The sequence below is a fragment of the Actinotalea sp. JY-7876 genome, from assembly GCF_014042015.1.
GTDB lineage: Bacteria > Actinomycetota > Actinomycetes > Actinomycetales > Cellulomonadaceae > Actinotalea.
In genome coordinates this window covers 2,987,830-3,005,536 of sequence record NZ_CP059493.1, presented here as the reverse complement: position 1 = coordinate 3,005,536, position 17,707 = coordinate 2,987,830, and the positions used below count along the sequence as shown (strand labels likewise).

Genomic DNA, 17,707 nt, shown 5'->3' with positions numbered 1-17,707 from the left:
GATGACCAACCCGTACATCCCGATCCTGGCCCTCATGGGCGTCGCCGCGGTCCTCGCCCTCGGTGGCGTCGGCGCGAGCGCGATCATCGGGCCGAAGCGCTACAACCGCGCCAAGCTCGAGGCCTACGAGTGCGGCATCGACCCGACGCCGGGCGCCGTCGGCGGCGGTCGCTTCCCGATCAAGTACTACCTCGTCGCGATGACCTTCATCATCTTCGACATCGAGGTCGTGTTCATGTACCCCTGGGCCGTCGCGTTCCAGGAGCTCGCCATGTTCGGCGTGATCGCCATGATGACGTTCCTCGTCCTGATCACCGTGCCGTTCGTCTACGAGTGGCGCCGCGGCGGGTTCGAGTGGGACTGAGCCCCGACCGGGCCGGCGGAGCACCGACCGCCCGACCGCTGACCGTCGCACGGCCCCGGGCCGCCGCGAACCGAGCTGACTGAGAGGAGGGGAGCCATGGGCATCGAAGAGGCACCGTCCGGCTTCCTGCTGGCCTCCATCGAGGACCTCGCGGGGTTGATCCGCAAGGCGTCGCTGTGGCCGGTGACGTTCGGCCTGGCCTGCTGCGCCATCGAGATGATGGCCGCCGGCACGGCGCGCTACGACCTCTCGCGCTTCGGCATGGAGGTCTTCCGCGCGTCGCCGCGCCAGGCCGACCTCATGATCGTCGCCGGGCGCGTCAGCCAGAAGATGGCCCCCGTCGTGCGCCAGGTCTACGACCAGATGTCGGAGCCCAAGTGGGTGCTCTCGATGGGCGTCTGCGCGTCCTCGGGCGGCATGTTCAACAACTACGCCATCGTCCAGGGTGTCGACCACATCGTCCCGGTGGACATCTACCTGCCCGGCTGCCCGCCGCGTCCGGAGATGCTCATCAACGCGATCCTCGCCCTGCACGAGCAGATCCAGTCGTCGCCGCTCGGCGTCAACCGCGAGGAGGCGGCGCGCGCCGCCGAGGCCGCGGCGCTCGAGGCCACGCCGACGTCGCAGATGAAGGGCCTCCTGCGGTGACCGACGCCCCGAAGGACCAGCACGTGACCGGCGACACCGCCTCGGCACAGGCCGGCGCGTCCCAGGTCGCGAAGGACGCGGCGGCCGGCGTCAAGGGCACGCCCGTCGTGGGCACCGCGTCACCCGAGACCGCGCAGAAGGCGACCGAGACCGCGCAGGAGGGTGCCGGGCAGAACCTGGCGGCCCCGGCGGGTGCGGCCACGCCGCAGCTCGAGATCATCGCCGTCCGGGAGGGCATGTTCGGCCCCCAGGACTCCGGCGACACGTCCGGCTTCGGCGGCCTGGTCAAGACGATCGCCATGCCCGGCCCGAGCGAGCGTCCCTACGGCTCGTACTTCGACGAGGTCGTCGACATCCTCGCCGAGGTGCTCGAGGAGGGCGGCACGCCCTTCGACGCGGCGATCGAGAAGGTCGTCGTCGACCGCGACGAGCTGACGCTGTACGTCCACCGCGAGCACATCGTCACGGTCTGCCAGGCGCTGCGCGACGACCAGGACCTGCGGTTCGAGCTCGGCCTCGGCGTCTCGGGCGTGCACTACCCGCACGACACGGGCCGCGAGCTGCACGCCGTCTACCAGCTGCGCTCGGTCACGCACTCGCGCAAGGTGCGGCTCGAGGTCGCGGTGAGCGAGGCGGACCCGCACATCCCGTCGAGCGTCCCGGTCTACCCGGGCCACGACTGGCACGAGCGCGAGACCTGGGACTTCTTCGGCATCGTCTTCGACGGCCACCCGGGCCTGGCCCGGATCGAGATGCCGGACGACTGGCCCGGCCACCCCCAGCGCAAGGACTACCCGCTCGGCGGGATCCCGGTGCAGTACAAGGGCGCGAGCATCCCGCCGCCCGACGAGCGGAGGTCGTACAGCTGATGGCTACGTCCACACCCCACGCGAGCCCGCACATCGTCGACGGCTCGACCGACGGCATCCCGAGCTTCGAGGCGTCCGGCGGCGACTGGTCCGACATCGCCGAGGAGGCCGCTCGCCTCGGCGAGGAGCGCATCGTCGTCAACATGGGCCCGCAGCACCCGTCCACGCACGGCGTGCTGCGCCTCATGCTCGAGATCGACGGCGAGACGGTCACCGAGGCCCGCTGCGGCATCGGCTACCTGCACACCGGCATCGAGAAGAACATGGAGTACCGCACCTGGGTGCAGGGCCCCACGTTCTGCACGCGCATGGACTACCTGGCGAACATGTTCCAGGAGACGGCGTACTGCCTCGCGGTCGAGAAGCTGCTCGGCATCACGGACGACATCCCGGAGCGCGCCACCGTCATCCGCGTGATGATGATGGAGCTCCAGCGCGTCTCGTCCCACCTCGTCTGCCTCGCGACGGGCGGCAACGAGCTCGGCGCCACGACGATCATGATCCTGGGCTTCACCGCCCGCGAGGAGATCCTCAAGATCTTCGAGCTGGTCACGGGCCTGCGGATGAACATGGCCTACGTGCGCCCGGGCGGCGTCGCGCAGGACCTGCCGCCGGGCGCGCTCGACGCGGTCCGCGAGGCGATCCCCGTCGTCAAGGACTACATCGCCCAGCTCGGCGACCTCATGCTGGCCAACCCGATCTACCGGGCGCGCACGGTCGGCATCGGCCACCTCGGCCTCGCCGGCTGCATGGCGCTGGGCATCACCGGTCCGGTGCTGCGCTCCGCCGGTCTGCCGTACGACGTGCGCAAGGCCGAGCCGTACTGCGGCTACGAGACGTACGACTTCGACGTCCCGACGTCGACCGACGCCGACTCCTACTCGCGGACCGTGCTGCGGATCGAGGAGTGCTACCAGTCGCTGCGCATCATCGAGCAGTGCGCCGACCGCCTCCAGGCCATGGGCCCGGGGCCGGTCATGGTCGCCGACAAGAAGATCGCGTGGCCGGCGCAGCTGGCCATCGGCTCGGACGGCATGGGCAACTCGCTCGACCACATCAAGGAGATCATGGGCACCTCCATGGAGGCCCTGATCCACCACTTCAAGCTCGTCACCGAGGGCTTCCGCGTCCCGGCGGGGCAGGTGTTCCAGACCGTCGAGCACCCGCGCGGCGAGCAGGGCGTGCACCTCGTCTCCGACGGCGGCACCAGGCCGTACCGGGTCCACTTCCGGGACCCGTCCTTCAACAACCTCCAGGCCGTGTCGCTGATGTGCGAGGGCGGCCAGGTGGCCGACGTCGTCGTCGCGGTGGCGGCGCTCGACCCAGTGCTGGGAGGGGTGGACCGCTGATGACCACCACCGCGTACGAGCCCTACGAGGGCGCCAAGCTCGAGCGGATGACGGCCGACGCCGCCGCCGCGACGGCCCGCTACCCGGACGCCCGGTCGGCGCTGCTGCCGCTGCTGCACCTCGTGCAGTCGGAGGACGGCTACGTCAGCCCCGACGGCATCGCGTTCTGCGCGCGGACCCTGGGCCTGTCGACGGCCGAGGTGTCCGCCGTCGCGACCTTCTACACGCAGTACAAGCGCCACCCCAACGGCGAGTACACGGTCGGCGTGTGCACCAACACGCTGTGCGCGGTCATGGGCGGCGACGCGATCTTCGACGAGCTGTCGGACCACCTCGGCGTGGGTCACGACGAGACGACCGACGACGGCAAGATCACGCTCGAGCGCGTCGAGTGCAACGCGGCGTGCGACTACGCGCCCGTGATGATGGTCAACTGGGAGTTCTTCGACAACCAGACCCCGGGCTCCGCCAAGGAGGTCGTCGACCGGCTGCGTGCCGGCGACGAGGTCGCGCCCACGCGCGGTGCCTCGTCGGTGTGCTCGTTCAAGCAGATGTCCCGCGTCCTGGCGGGGTTCAGCGACGGCCGCGCGGACGAGGGCGTCGGCGCGGGTCCCGCGACGCTCGCGGGCACGGTCCTGGCACGGCAGCAGGGCTGGACGGCGCCCCCGGTGGGCACCGACGCGGACGCCGCCGACGACGCCGGGGCGCAGGCCGTCGGTGCGGGCGCGACGTCGATGACGGCCGGCCGGGCGTCCAGCACGGACACGCCGTCGGCCCCGCCGGCGGGCGGCACGGCCGACACCCCGACCGGCCGCGAGCCGAGCAAGGAGGCGTGATGGCCACCACCCTGAGCCCGGTGCTCTCCGCGCACTGGGACGCCGAGCGGTCCTGGTCGCTGGCGACCTACGAGGCGAACGGCGGCTACGCCGGCCTGCGCAAGGCCCTGACGATGGAGCCGGGCGACGTCGTCTCGGCCGTCAAGGACTCCGGCCTGCGCGGCCGCGGCGGCGCCGGCTTCCCCACGGGGCTGAAGTGGAGCTTCCTGCCCGCGCCCGACGGCGGGCCGCGCTACCTCGTGGTCAACGCCGACGAGTCCGAGCCGGGCACCTGCAAGGACGTCCCGCTCATGCTCGCGAACCCGCAGTCCCTGGTGGAGGGCGTGGCGATCACGTCCTTCGCGATCGGCTGCCACCACGCGTTCATCTACGTGCGCGGCGAGGTGCTGCACGTCTACCGGCGCCTGCTGCGCGCGGTCGAGGAGGCCTACGCCAAGGGCTACCTCGGCAAGGACGTCATGGGCAGCGGCTACGACCTCGAGGTCACGGTCCACGCCGGTGCGGGCGCCTACATCTGCGGCGAGGAGACGGCGCTGCTCGACTCGCTCGAGGGACGCCGCGGCCAGCCGCGCCTCAAGCCGCCGTTCCCCGCCGTCGCCGGCCTGTACGCGCGTCCGACGGTGGTCAACAACGTCGAGTCCATCGCGTCCGTCCCATCGATCATCGCGAACGGGGTGGAGTGGTTCCGCTCCATGGGCACCGAGAAGTCGGCGGGCTACGGCCTGTTCTCGCTCTCGGGGCACGTCGAGCGCCCCGGCCAGTACGAGGCCCCGCTCGGCATCACGCTGCGCGAGCTCCTCGAGATGGCGGGCGGCGTCCGCGCCGGCCACGAGCTGAAGTTCTGGACCCCCGGCGGGTCCTCGACGCCGCTGTTCACCGCGGAGCACCTCGACGTCCCGCTCGACTACGAGTCGGTCGGTGCGGCCGGCTCGATGCTCGGCACGCGCGCGCTGCAGATCTTCGACGACACGACCTGCGTCGTGCGCGCCATCACGCGGTGGGCCGAGTTCTACGCGCACGAGTCGTGCGGCAAGTGCACGCCGTGCCGCGAGGGCACCTACTGGATGAAGCAGATCCTGGCCCGGCTCGAGGCCGGCACGGGCACGATGGAGGACCTCGACACCCTCCTCGACGTCTGCGACAACATCCTCGGGCGGTCGTTCTGCGCGCTGGGTGACGGGGCGACCTCGACGGTGACGTCGGGCATCGCGCTGTTCCGCGAGGAGTTCGAGGCCCACGTCACCGGCGGCCGCTGCCCGTACGACCCGGCCGCCTCCGCCCTCTTCGAGTACGCGCCGCGCCGCGGGCAGGCCGACGTGCACGCCCTGTCCGGAGTGACCGCGGGAACGGTAGGAGCATGACCACGAGCACCCAGCAGACCGGCCCGGGCGGCGCGGCCGCCTCGCAGCCGCCCGCGGTCCCGCCGGTGACGCTGACCATCGACGACGTCGAGGTCTCCGTGCCGAAGGGCACCCTGGTGATCCGCGCGGCCGAGGAGCTCGGCATCGCGATCCCGCGGTTCTGCGACCACCCGCTGCTGCAGCCCGTCGGGGCGTGCCGGCAGTGCCTGGTCGAGGTCCACACGCCCGACCGCGAGGGCAACCTGCGGCCGATGCCCAAGCCGCAGGCCTCCTGCACGCTCGAGGCGACGCCGGGCATGGTCGTGCGGACGCAGCGCACCTCCGCGATCGCGGACAAGGCGCAGCACGGCAACCTCGAGTTCCTGCTCATCAACCACCCGCTGGACTGCCCGACCTGCGACAAGGGCGGTGAGTGCCCGCTGCAGAACCAGACGATGAGCAACGGGTACGGCACCAGCCGGTTCCACGACGTCAAGCGCGTCTTCCCCAAGCCGCTGGCCATCTCCACCGAGATCCTGCTCGACCGGGACCGCTGCGTGCTGTGCCAGCGCTGCACGCGGTTCTCGGACGAGATCGCGGGCGACCCCTTCATCGACCTGCAGCAGCGCGGTGTGCGCCAGCAGATCGGTGTCTTCGACCCGGCCGTGCTGGGCTTCGAGGGCGCGGAGCGCGTCGAGACGTACCGCGGGGTGCAGCCGGACGGCACGCCCCTGCCGGTCGCCGTCGGCCAGCCGGCCGTGGACCCGCGCGGCCCCGTCGGCCAGGCCACGCTCGACGTGTCCGGCCGGGCGTTCTCGTCGTACTACTCGGGCAACACGATCCAGATCTGCCCCGTCGGCGCGCTGACCAACGCCGCCTACCGCTTCCGGGCGCGGCCGTTCGACCTCGTCTCGACGCCCGGCGTCTCGGAGCACGACAGCAGCGGCGCCGCGATCCGCGTGGACCACCGCCGGGGCGTCGTCCTGCGCCGGCTCGCCGCCGAGGACGCCGCGGTCAACGAGGAGTGGATCACCGACAAGGACCGCTTCGCGTTCACCTGGCAGGGCATGCCGGACCGGCTGACGGTCCCGCTCGTGCGCGACCGCGCCGAGGACGGGACGCCCGGCGAGCTGCGCCCGGCGAGCTGGGCGGAGGCCCTCGAGGTCGCCGCCGAGGGTCTGGCCGCGGCGCGTGCCGCGGGCGGCGTCGGCGTGCTGCCCGGCGGTCGGCTGCCCATCGAGGACGCGTACGCCTACGCGAAGTTCGCGCGCGTCGCCCTCGGCACCAACGACGTCGACCACCGCGCCCGCCCGCACTCCGCGGAGGAGGAGGCGTTCCTCGCCCACCGCGTCGCGGGCACGCGCATGGACGTCACCTTCGCAGACCTCGAGTCGGCGCCCACGACCCTCCTCGTGGCGTTCGAGCCCGAGGACGAGGGCGGCATCGTCTTCCTGCGCCTGCGCAAGGGCGTGCAGAAGAACCGCACGAAGGTCTTCTCGATCGCGCCCCTGGCGAGCCGGGCGCTGGAGCGCCTCGACGCCACGTGGCTGGCGGCGGCCCCGGGCACCGAGCCCGAGGTGCTGGACGCCCTGGCCGAGGCCGGCGGCGGGAGCGACGCGCTGGCGGCGGCCGCCGCGGCCCTCGACGCCTCGTCGGTCATCCTCGTCGGCGAGCGCCTCGCGACGGTGCCGGGCGGCCTCAGCGCCGTCCTGCGGCTCGCGGAGCGCACGGGCGCGCGGCTCGCGTGGATCCCGCGTCGCGCCGGTGAGCGCGGCGGCGTCGAGATGGGGACCCTGCCGGGCCTGCTGCCCGGCGGGCGCCCCGTGGCGGACGCGCAGGCGCGCGTCGACCTCGCGGCCGCGTGGGACGTCGAGCGCCTCCCGGTCGAGCCCGGTCGCAGCGCCGCGGAGATCGTCGCCGCGGCCGCCGACGGCACGCTGGGCGGCCTCGTGGTGGGCGGGGTCGACCCGGTCGACCTGCCCGACCCCGCGCTGGCGCGGGCCGCGCTCGAGCGCGTGGGCTTCGTCGTCTCGCTCGAGGTGCGTGCCTCGGCCGTGACGGCGCTGGCCGACGTCGTGCTGCCCGTCGCGCCGCCCGTGGAGAAGGCCGGCACCTGGATGAACTGGGAGGGCCGCCTGCGGCCGTTCCCCCAGGCGCTCACCTCGACCGCGATGTCCGACCACCGCGTCCTGGACGTCCTCGCGGACGCGATGGGCACGGCCCTCGGCCTGCGCACGCTGGCCCAGGTCCACGCGGAGATCGACGCCCTCGGCCCCTGGGACGGCGAGCGCATCGCCGCGCCCGCGGTCGCCTCCGTCGAGCCGCCGTCGCTGTCCTCCGGTCAGGCCGTGCTCGCGACGTGGCACCAGCTGCTCGACGCGGGTCGCTGCCAGGACGGCGAGGCCTTCCTCGCCGGCACGGCGCACCGGCCGGTCGCGCGCCTCGGCGCCGGCACGGCGGCGGCGCTCGGCGTCGCGACGGGCGACGGCGTCACCCTGCGCACGGCGGCCGGCCAGATCACGCTCCCGGCGGTCGTCACCCCGATGCCCGACGGCGTCGTCTGGGTGCCCACGCACTCCACCGGCTCGATGGTGCGGCCGACGCTCGGCGTCGACGCCGGCGCCGTCGTCGAGCTCGCCGCGGCGTCCGCCGCCGTGGGCGCGCGGACCGGGTCCGACCACACCGACGGAGAGGTGCTGTGATGGCCGGCCTCATGCCCCTGGCCGCGGCGGTCCCGCCGACCGCGGACTTCAGCAACGACACGTGGTGGATCGTCCTGATCAAGGCGGTCGGCATCATCGTGTTCCTGCTGGTCAGCGTGCTGTTCGCGATCTGGTTCGAGCGCAAGGTCGTCGCCCGGATGCAGATCCGGTCGGGCCCGAACGTCCACGGCCCCTTCGGCCTGCTGCAGTCGATGGCCGACGCCGGCAAGCTCCTCCTCAAGGAGGACGTGAACGTCAAGGCCGCGGACAAGGTCGTCTACATCGTGGCGCCGATGATCTCGGTGTTCTGCTCGCTGCTGACGTTCGCCGTCATCCCGCTGGGCCCCGCCGTCTCGATGTTCGGCATCGAGACGCCGCTCCAGCTCACGGACTTCCCCGTGGCGGTGCTCTACATCCTGGCGGTCACGTCGGTCGGCGTGTACGGCATCGTGCTCGGCGGCTGGTCCTCCGGCTCGACCTACCCGCTGCTCGGCGCGGTGCGCTCGACCGCCCAGGTCATCTCCTACGAGCTGGCGATGGGCCTGTCGCTCGTCAGCGTCTTCGTCATGGTCGGCTCGATGTCGACGTCGCAGATCGTCGAGTCGCAGGACTCGATCTGGTGGGTCTTCCCGCTGCTGCCCGCGTTCGTCGTCTACTTCATCTCCATGGTCGGCGAGGTCAACCGCCTCCCGTTCGACCTGCCCGAGGCGGAGGGCGAGCTCGTCTCCGGCTTCATGACCGAGTACTCCTCGATGAAGTTCGCCTGGTTCTTCCTCGCCGAGTACATCAACATGCTCAACGTCTCCGCCGTCGCCACGACGCTGTTCTTCGGTGGCTGGAAGGCGCCGTTCGGCCTCGGCCTGATCAACGACGGCATGCTCAACCAGGGCTGGTGGCCGCTGCTGTGGTTCCTCGCCAAGCTCTGGTTCTTCATGTTCCTGTTCGTCTGGATCCGCGGCACGCTGCTGCGCTTCCGCTACGACCAGTTCATGAAGTTCGGCTGGAAGGTGCTCATCCCGGTCGCCCTCGCGTGGATCGTCTGCGTCGCGGTCGTCCAGGGCATCCGCCAGTTCACGGACGTGGACCTGCGCTCGCTGCTCATCGCGCTCGGCGTCATCGCGGTGGTCGGCATCGGCCTCTCCTTCCTCATCCCGGAGAAGAAGCCGGAGCCGGAGCCGGAGCCGGAGGCGTTCGACGCCTTCGCGGGGGGCTACCCTGTTCCGCCGCTGCCCGGCCAGTCGCTCCCGCCCTCGCCGCGCCGCCTTCGCCTGCAGGAGGCGGCCGCGGGGTCCGCCGCCGGCACCGGGACCGCGACGCTCACCGAGGCGCCCGCCGTCGCGGGCACGCAGACACCCGCCGACGGCGACCAGGAGGAGACCCGTGGCTGACAAGGACCTCAGTCGTCGCGACAGCGACGGCGGTGCCGTGGGCGGGCGCGAGCCCGCGCACGAGTACGAGTCGCTCATCGAGCCGAAGAAGGGGATCGGCGAGGTGCTCGCGCCCGTCGCGGGCTTCGGCGTGACCCTCTCGGCGATGTTCAAGCCGGTCATCACCGAGCAGTACCCGTTCGAGAAGCCGCCGACGAAGCCGCGGTACCACGGGCGCCACCAGCTCAACCGGTACCCGGACGGGCTCGAGAAGTGCATCGGCTGCGAGCTGTGCGCGTGGGCCTGCCCGGCCGACGCCATCTACGTCGAGGGCGCCGACAACGCGCCCGACGCGCAGTTCTCGCCGGGGGAGCGGTACGGCCGCGTCTACCAGATCAACTACCTGCGCTGCATCTTCTGCGGCCTGTGCATCGAGGCCTGCCCGACGCGCGCGCTGACGATGACCAACGAGTACGAGCTCGCCGGTCCGACGCGCCGCGGGATGATTTACGAGAAGCAGGACCTCCTGGCGCCCCTGGGCGAGGGCATGCTCGCGGCCCCGCACCCGATGGTGCCCGGCACGGACGACACCGACTACTACCGCGGCTCGGTCAACGGCCCGGTCCCGGAGCAGATCGACTGGGTCGCCCAGTGGCGCCCGGAGGAGCCGAGCCTGCAGGCGCTGCGCCCGGACCACCGCGCACCCGAGCGGTCGACCGACCGCGGGACGGCCTCCGAGCTCGCGGAGCCGGTCGAGCACGGTCAGCCGGCCGAGGTCGACACCACCGCCTCGCACGGGAGGGCCACCCGATGACCCCGTCCACCACCACCGCCGCGGCCGTGGTGACGTCGCTCGTCGAGACGGGCAGCACGTCGGCCGGCGAGGCGGTGCTCTTCTGGGTGCTCGCGCCGATCATGGTGCTGTCGGCGCTCGGCCTGCTCTTCGCCAAGAAGACGGTCCACGCCGCCATGAGCGTCGTGGTCGTGATGATCAGCCTCGCGATCCTCTACGTCGCGCAGGAGGCGCCGTTCCTCGGCGTCGTCCAGGTGATCGTGTACACGGGCGCCGTGATGATGCTGTTCCTCTTCGTCCTCATGCTCGTGGGCGTCGACTCCTCCGACTCGCTCGTCGAGACGATCGCCGGTCAGCGGTGGATCGGCGCGCTGCTCGGCATCGGCCTCGCCGCCGTCCTGGTCGGCGTCGTGCTCACGGCGGCCGACCTGCGGCCCGCCGGGCTCGAGGCCGTCAACGCCGACAGCAACCCGGTCGGCGTCGCCCGCGTGATCTTCGGCGACTACGTCTTCGCGCTCGAGGTCGTCGGCACGCTGCTCGTCATCGCCGCGATCGGGGCGCTCGTGCTCACGCACCGCCAGCGCCTCACGCGCCAGGTCGGCCAGCGCGAGCGCGCGGACCTGCGCGTCGCCCAGGGCGGCGTGCTCACGCCGCTGCCCTCGCCCGGTGTCTACGCCCGCAGCAACGCCATGGACGTGGCGGCCCTCGGGCCCGACGGCCGCCCGCTCGAGCAGTCGGTCCCGCGCGTGCTGCGCGTCCGCGGCCAGGAGCGTCAGGTCGACGAGGTGCGCGGCGACGTCGGCGCCCAGGGCATCGGCTCCACGCCCCCCGAGCGGTCCATCACCGGTGAGGAGCCCGTGCGGTGAACCTGAGCAACTACCTGGTGCTGGCCACCGTGCTGTTCTCGATCGGCGCGCTCACCGTGCTGCTGCGCCGCAACGCGATCGTCGTGTTCATGGGCATCGAGCTCATGCTCAACGCGACCAACCTCGCGTTCGTGACGTTCTCGCGGATCCACGGTGACCTCACGGGGCAGGTCGTGGCGTTCTTCGTCATGGTCGTGGCCGCGGCCGAGGTCGTCGTCGGGCTCGCCATCATCGTCGCGATCTTCCGCACCCGTCGCTCGGCCTCGGTCGACGACGTCAACCTTCTGAAGAGCTGAGGAGCGCCGGGTGTTGACACACGCTCTTGCCGGCCTGCCCGCAGGCCTGGCCACCGCTGCCGACGATCACGTCGCCGCCGCCGGGGAGGCGACCGGCGCGTTCTCGTACGCCTGGCTGCTGGTCGCGCTGCCCCTGCTCGGGGCCGCGGTCCTGCTGCTGCTGGGACGACGCGCGGACCGATGGGGCCACTGGCTCGGCGTCCTCGCCTCGGCCTCGGCCTTCGTGGTCGGGGCCGTGCTGTGGGTGGCCACGCTCGGCCTGCCCGCTCAGGACCGCGTCCAGGACCTGCACCTGTTCTCGTGGATCCCGGCGGGCGACTTCACCCTGGACGCCGGCCTGCGGATCGACCCGCTCTCGCTGACCTTCGTCCTGCTGGTGACGTTCGTCGGCACGCTGATCCACGTCTACTCCGTGGCGTACATGGAGCACGACGCCGACCGGCGCCGGTTCTTCGCCTACCTCAACCTCTTCGTCGCGGCGATGCTCCTGCTGGTGCTCGCGGACAGCTACCTGCTGCTCTTCGTCGGCTGGGAGGGCGTGGGTCTCGCCTCCTACCTGCTCATCGGGTTCTGGAACCACCACCTGCCCTACGCCGTCGCGGCCAAGAAGGCGTTCATCGCCAACCGCGTGGGCGACGTCGGCATGCTCATCGCGATCTTCATCCTGTTCGCCGAGTTCGGCGGGACGGACTTCGCCACGGTGTTCTCCGGTGCGCCCGGCGCCAGCGAGGCGGTCCTGACGGCGGCCGGGCTCATGCTGCTGCTCGCCGCCTGCGGCAAGTCGGCGCAGTTCCCGCTCCAGGCCTGGCTCGGCGACGCGATGGCCGGCCCGACCCCGGTCTCGGCGCTCATCCACGCGGCGACGATGGTCACCGCGGGCGTCTACCTGGTCGTGCGGTCCGCGCCCGTGTACGACGGCGCGCCCACCGCGCTCCTCGTCGTGGCGATCGTCGGTGCGATCACGCTGCTCTTCGGCGCGATCGTCGGCTGCGCCAAGGACGACATCAAGAAGACGCTCGCCGCGTCGACGATGTCGCAGATCGGCTACATGATGCTCGCGGCCGGCCTGGGTCCGATCGGCTACGCGTTCGCGATCTTCCACCTGCTCACGCACGGCTTCTTCAAGGCGGGGATGTTCCTCGGCGCGGGGTCCGTCATGCACGGCATGGACGACTCGGTCGACATGCGCCGCTACGGCGGCCTGTCCCGCTACATGAAGATCACGTGGCTGACCTTCGCGGCCGGCTGGCTCGCGATCATCGGCTTCCCCGGCCTGTCCGGCTTCTGGAGCAAGGACAAGATCATCGAGACGGCGTTCGCGACGGCCGGCGGCGAGGGCTGGCAGCCCTGGGTCTTCGGCGGTGTCGCGCTGCTCGGTGCCGGGCTGACGGCGTTCTACATGTCCCGCCTGTTCTTCATGACGTTCCACGGCGAGCGCCGCTGGAGCGACGGGCACGGCGGGGGAGCGGTGGACCCGGCGGCGCCGGTGCGCCACCCGCACGAGTCGCCGAAGCTCATGACCATCCCCATGGTCGTGCTGGCCATCGGCTCCGTCGGCCTCGGCGGCGCCCTGACCATCGGCGGCGCGTTCACCACGTGGCTCGAGCCGGTCACGGGGCACGCCGAGCACCACGAGCCCGTGCTCTCGGTGCCGGTCATCACCGGCCTGACGCTCGCGCTCGTCGCCGTCGGCGCGTTCCTGGCGTGGCGCCAGTACGCGGCCTCGCCGGTGGCCGTCGTCGCGCCGCGCGGCTCCGTGCTGACGCGTGCCGCGCGCAAGGACCTGTACCAGGACGACGTCAACGAGACGCTGCTCATGCGCCCCGGGCAGTACCTCACGCGCTCGCTCGTGTACGGCGACCGTGAGGTCGTCGACGGGGCGGCGACGGGCCTCGCGCGCGTCGTCGCGGGCTCGGGCGACGTGCTGCGCAGGCTGCAGAACGGCTACGTGCGGACCTACGCGTCCGGCATGGTCGCCGGCGTCGTCGTGCTGGCCGCCGTCGCGCTGGCGTTCCGGATCTGAGGGAAGAGACACCATGACCGAGACCTTCCCCTGGCTGACCACGCTGATCGTGGTCCCGCTCCTGGGCGCCGCCGTCGTGTGGCTCCTCCCGTCGGGCGCGCGCAAGCACGCCCGGCCCGTCGCGCTCGCCGTGTCGCTCGTCGTGCTCGTGCTGGCCGTGCTCGCCACGCTCCAGTTCGACGTCGCCCGCGCCGGCGAGCACCAGCTCACCGAGCAGGCGCCGTGGATCCCCACGTTCGGCGTCAGCTACGCCGTCGGCGTCGACGGCGTGGGCCTCGCGCTGGTGCTGCTGTCGGTCGTGCTCGTGCCGCTGGTCCTGCTGGCGGCCTGGCGCGAGCACCCGGACGCCGTCGCGGCGCGGGTGGCGCAGGGCACGGACGCGCAGGGCACGGACGCGCAGGCCGACGCGCCGTCGGCCGTCGAGGGCGGCAACCGCATCCGCAACTACGTCGCGCTGATCCTCGTCCTCGAGGCCTTCATGGTCGCCGTGTTCGCGGCCCGGGACCTGTTCCTGTTCTACGTCCTCTTCGAGGCCATGCTGATCCCGGTCTACTTCATGATCGGGGCCTTCGGCGGCCTGCGTCGGCGCTACGCCGCCGTGAAGTTCCTGCTGTTCTCGCTCGCGGGCGGGCTCATCATGCTGGTCGGCGTCATCGCGCTGTACCTCCAGGGCCCGGGCGGCGAGCAGGGCTTCCTCATCGACAACCTCGTCGGTCTCGACCTGCCGGTCACGACCGAGCGGCTGCTGTTCCTCTCGCTGTTCCTCGCGTTCGCCGTCAAGGCGCCGATGTGGCCGGTCCACACCTGGCTGCCCGACGCCGCCGAGCAGGCGCCCGCCGGGACGTCCGTGCTGCTGGTCGGTGTGCTCGACAAGGTGGGCACCTTCGGCATGCTGACGCTCTGCCTGCCGCTGTTCCCCGACGCCTCCCGCTGGGCGGCGCCGGTGATCATCGTGCTCGCGGTCGTGTCGGTGCTCTACGGCGCGCTCCTGGCCATCGGCCAGGAGGACCTCATGCGCCTCATCGCGTACACGTCGGTCAGCCACTTCGGCTTCATCGTGCTCGGCATCTTCGCCTTCAACGAGGTCAGCACGCAGGGCGCCTCGCTCTACATGGTCAACCACGGCCTGTCGACGGGCGCGCTGTTCCTGCTCGCCGGCTTCCTGGTGGCCCGGCGCGGCACGGCGCGGCTCTCCGCGTTCGGCGGTCTGCAGAAGGTCACGCCCGTGCTCGCGGGCACCTTCCTGGTGGCCGGGCTCTCGGCGCTCTCGCTGCCGGGCCTGTCGACGTTCGTCAGCGAGTTCCTCGTGCTGGTGGGCAGCTTCCAGGCCAACCGCCCCGCGACGATCGTGGCGACCCTCGGCGTCATCCTGGCCGCGCTGTACGTCCTGCTGACCTACCAGCGGGTCTTCACGGGACCCGTGCGCGACGACCTCGCGACCACGCCCGACCTGTCCGCGCGCGAGAAGTGGGTCGTGGGCCCGCTCATCGCCGCGATGCTCGTCCTCGGGTTCTACCCCGGACCCGCGCTCGACCTCGTGCGTCAGCCGGCCGAGGTCTCGGTCGCCGCCGTCCACGAGGGTGCCGACCCGGGCGGCCCGGGTGACGAGGCCGGCAACGCCAGCGATTCCTCCGTCGACGGGAGCGACAAGTGACCCCCGCCTTCGTGGCCCCCGAGGTCCCCTGGGCCCAGCTGGCGCCCGTGGTGATCGTGCTCGGAGCCGGAGCGATCGGGGTCCTCGTCGAGGCCTTCGCACCGCAGCGCGCGCGCCGCGCGATCCAGCTCGCCCTCGCGGTGCTCGCCCTCGCCGGCGCGCTCGTGGCGGTGGCGGCCCTGTGGAAGGACGTCATCAGCTCCGGTGGCTTCGAGATCCTCGGCGGCTCGGTCATGCTCGACGGACCCACGCTCGTCCTGTGGGGTGTGCTCGCGCTGCTCGGCCTCGTGAGCGTCCTGGTCATCGCGGACCGCGGCGAGACGGGTGAGGACGCGTTCGCGCCCTCGGCCGCCGCGATCCCGGGCTCGGAGTACGAGGAGCTCGCGCGCCGCAAGGGGCTCGCGCAGACCGAGGTCTACCCCCTGGTCCTGTTCGCGCTCGGCGGGATGATGATCTTCCCCGCCGCCGGTGACCTGCTGACGCTCTTCGTCGCGCTCGAGGTGCTCTCGCTGCCGCTGTACCTGCTGTCGGGGATGGCGCGCCGCCGCCGCCTCTTCAGCCAGGAGGCGTCGATGAAGTACTTCCTCCTGGGCGCCTTCGCCTCGGCGTTCCTGCTCTTCGGTGCGGCGCTGCTCTACGGCTTCGCGGGCTCGATCCGGTTCGCCGACATCGCGGCCGCGACGCAGACCGTGGTCGGGATGGACGCGCTGCTCCTCGCGGGCGTCGTCCTGGTCCTCGTGGGTCTGCTGTTCAAGGTCGGCGCGGTGCCGTTCCACTCGTGGACCCCTGACGTCTACCAGGGTGCGCCGACGCCGATCACCGGCTTCATGGCCGCGTGCACCAAGATCGCCGCGTTCGGCGCGATCCTGCGCCTGGTCTACGTCGTCCTGCCGCCGCTCGAGTGGGACATCATGCCGCTGCTGTGGGCCGTCGCGGTCCTGACGATGCTGGTCGGCACCGTCGTGGCGATCGTGCAGACGGACGTCAAGCGCATGCTCGCGTACTCGTCCATCGCGCACGCGGGCTTCGTGCTCGTGGGCGTCGTCGCGCTGACGCCGTCCGCCATCCCGTCCGTGCTCTTCTACCTGCTGGCCTACGGCCTGGCGACGATCGGCGCGTTCGCGATCATCACCCTGGTCCGCGAGGTCACGTCCGGTCCGGAGTCGGCCGTCGTGGCCGAGGCGACCCACATCTCCCAGTGGTCCGGCCTCGGCAAGCGGCACCCGGTGCTGGCGACGTCGTTCGCGCTCTTCCTGCTCTCGTTCGCGGGCATCCCGCTCACGGGCGGCTTCATCGGGAAGTTCGCGGTCTTCGCCGCGGCGATCGAGGGTGGCCTGACGTGGCTCGCCGTCGTCGGCGTCCTCGCGTCCGCAGCGGCGGTCTTCTTCTACGTGCGCCTCATCGTGCTGATGTTCTTCACGGACGCCGCGGGCACCCCGGGCGAGTCGACGACCGTCGTGCGCTCCGAGGGCTTCACCGCCGTGGCGATCGGGATCGCCGTCGTCGGCACGGTGCTGCTCGGCGTGCTGCCCTCGCCCGTCCTCGACGTCCTCGCGGACGCGGCTCGGCTGATCCCGTGAGCTCCTCCACCACGCTGTCGCTCGCCGACCCGGCCCTGACCGAGCTCCTCACGGCTCGGCTCGGTCTGGTCGAGGAGCGGCTGCGCGGCGCGGTCACCCACGCGGACCTGCTCGCGGACACGGCGTCGCGGCATCTCGTCAACGCCGGCGGCAAGCGCCTGCGCCCCCTGCTGACGCTCCTCGCGGCGCAGCTGGGCGAGGGCCAGCGGCCCGAGGTGCTCGACGCCGCGGTGGTCGTGGAGCTGACGCACCTCGCGACGCTCTACCACGACGACGTCATGGACTCGGCGCCGGTGCGTCGCGGTGCGCCGGCGGCGCACGAGGTGTGGGGCAACCACGTCGCGATCCTCACGGGCGACCTGCTGTTCGCGCGCGCGTCGCGGCTCGTCGCGGGCCTCGGCCCCGAGGCGGTGCGCATCCAGGCGGCCACCTTCGAGCGGCTGTGCCTCGGCCAGCTCCACGAGACGGTGGGCCCGGCGGCCGACGTCGACCCCGTCGAGCACTACCTGCAGGTGCTGTCCGACAAGACCGGCTCGCTCATCGCGACGTCCGCCCGCTTCGGCGCGATGTTCGCCGGCTGCGGGCCGGAGATCGTGGCGACGCTCACGCAGTACGGGGAGAAGGTCGGCGTCGCGTTCCAGCTCGCCGACGACGTCATCGACCTCACCTCGGTGGGCGACCAGTCCGGCAAGACGCCCGGCACCGACCTGCGCGAGAAGGTCCCGACCATGCCGGTGCTGCTCCTGCGCCGCCGGGCGGCCGGCCCCGAGGGCACCGACGAGGACCGTGCGCTCGTCGCGCTGCTCGACTCCGACCTGAGCGCCGACGCGGACCTCGACGACGCCGTGCGGCGCCTGCGGTCCCACCCGGTCGTCGCCGAGACCCGCGCCCGCGCCGTGCAGTATGCCGACGAGGCGGTGGCCGCTCTGGGTACCCTTCCCGCGGGCCCGGTGCGGGACTCGCTCGTCTCCTTCACCCGGGCCCTGGTGGACCGCGCGGCCTGACGGCGGGCAGCGCGGC

General features: G+C 72.2%; 15 protein-coding genes. All 15 read left to right on the top strand.

Annotation, left to right across the window (positions count from 1 at the left end; genetic code table 11):
* Window position 1 precedes the first annotated feature (1 nt).
* The 15 genes from H2O74_RS13835 (at window position 2) to H2O74_RS13765 (ending at window position 17,691) form a co-directional block, all read left to right on the top strand.
* Entirely contained in the window at window positions 2–364 is a 363-nt protein-coding gene (locus H2O74_RS13835; protein ID WP_182112105.1) for an NADH-quinone oxidoreductase subunit A, read from the top strand.
* 96 nt (window positions 365–460) lie between these two features.
* Window positions 461–1,012, top strand: a complete 552-nt coding sequence (locus H2O74_RS13830) for an NADH-quinone oxidoreductase subunit B family protein (protein WP_182112104.1) — start codon at window positions 461–463, stop codon at window positions 1,010–1,012.
* 107 nt (window positions 1,013–1,119) lie between these two features.
* Complete coding sequence (locus H2O74_RS13825; protein ID WP_182114293.1) at window positions 1,120–1,881, top strand: NADH-quinone oxidoreductase subunit C; 762 nt, start codon at window positions 1,120–1,122, stop codon at window positions 1,879–1,881.
* Window positions 1,881–3,230 (top strand): NADH-quinone oxidoreductase subunit D, encoded by a 1,350-nt coding sequence (locus H2O74_RS13820; protein ID WP_182112103.1) that lies wholly within the window; start codon window positions 1,881–1,883, stop codon window positions 3,228–3,230. Before H2O74_RS13825 ends, H2O74_RS13820 begins: the two co-directional genes overlap by 1 nt.
* Window positions 3,230–4,066, top strand: coding sequence for an NADH-quinone oxidoreductase subunit NuoE (nuoE, locus tag H2O74_RS13815; RefSeq protein ID WP_182112102.1), 837 nt, complete (start codon window positions 3,230–3,232; stop codon window positions 4,064–4,066). Before H2O74_RS13820 ends, nuoE begins: the two co-directional genes overlap by 1 nt.
* Window positions 4,066–5,427: an NADH-quinone oxidoreductase subunit NuoF gene (gene nuoF, locus H2O74_RS13810; protein ID WP_182112101.1), complete on the top strand. Its 1,362-nt coding sequence runs from the start codon at window positions 4,066–4,068 to the stop codon at window positions 5,425–5,427. The genes nuoE and nuoF overlap by 1 nt, the downstream gene beginning before the upstream one ends.
* Window positions 5,424–8,108, top strand: a complete 2,685-nt coding sequence (locus H2O74_RS13805) for an NADH-quinone oxidoreductase subunit G (RefSeq protein WP_182112100.1) — start codon at window positions 5,424–5,426, stop codon at window positions 8,106–8,108. Before nuoF ends, H2O74_RS13805 begins: the two co-directional genes overlap by 4 nt.
* Window positions 8,108–9,496 (top strand): NADH-quinone oxidoreductase subunit NuoH, encoded by a 1,389-nt coding sequence (gene nuoH, locus H2O74_RS13800; RefSeq protein ID WP_182112099.1) that lies wholly within the window; start codon window positions 8,108–8,110, stop codon window positions 9,494–9,496. Before H2O74_RS13805 ends, nuoH begins: the two co-directional genes overlap by 1 nt.
* Window positions 9,497–9,572: 76 nt before the next feature.
* On the top strand, window positions 9,573–10,289 hold the full coding sequence (nuoI, locus tag H2O74_RS13795; protein ID WP_255491906.1) for an NADH-quinone oxidoreductase subunit NuoI: 717 nt from the start codon (window positions 9,573–9,575) through the stop codon (window positions 10,287–10,289).
* On the top strand, window positions 10,286–11,134 hold the full coding sequence (locus H2O74_RS13790) for an NADH-quinone oxidoreductase subunit J (protein WP_182112097.1): 849 nt from the start codon (window positions 10,286–10,288) through the stop codon (window positions 11,132–11,134). Before nuoI ends, H2O74_RS13790 begins: the two co-directional genes overlap by 4 nt.
* Complete coding sequence (gene nuoK, locus H2O74_RS13785; protein WP_182112096.1) at window positions 11,131–11,430, top strand: NADH-quinone oxidoreductase subunit NuoK; 300 nt, start codon at window positions 11,131–11,133, stop codon at window positions 11,428–11,430. Before H2O74_RS13790 ends, nuoK begins: the two co-directional genes overlap by 4 nt.
* Window positions 11,431–11,440: 10 nt before the next feature.
* Window positions 11,441–13,453: an NADH-quinone oxidoreductase subunit L gene (gene nuoL / locus H2O74_RS13780; RefSeq protein WP_370525758.1), complete on the top strand. Its 2,013-nt coding sequence runs from the start codon at window positions 11,441–11,443 to the stop codon at window positions 13,451–13,453.
* 13 nt (window positions 13,454–13,466) lie between these two features.
* A complete protein-coding gene (locus H2O74_RS13775) occupies window positions 13,467–15,107 on the top strand; it encodes an NADH-quinone oxidoreductase subunit M (RefSeq protein ID WP_182112095.1) in 1,641 nt (546 codons plus the stop codon).
* Window positions 15,104–16,687 (top strand): NADH-quinone oxidoreductase subunit NuoN, encoded by a 1,584-nt coding sequence (gene nuoN / locus H2O74_RS13770; RefSeq protein ID WP_182112094.1) that lies wholly within the window; start codon window positions 15,104–15,106, stop codon window positions 16,685–16,687. Before H2O74_RS13775 ends, nuoN begins: the two co-directional genes overlap by 4 nt.
* On the top strand, window positions 16,684–17,691 hold the full coding sequence (locus tag H2O74_RS13765) for a polyprenyl synthetase family protein (protein WP_182112093.1): 1,008 nt from the start codon (window positions 16,684–16,686) through the stop codon (window positions 17,689–17,691). Before nuoN ends, H2O74_RS13765 begins: the two co-directional genes overlap by 4 nt.
* Window positions 17,692–17,707 lie beyond the last annotated feature (16 nt).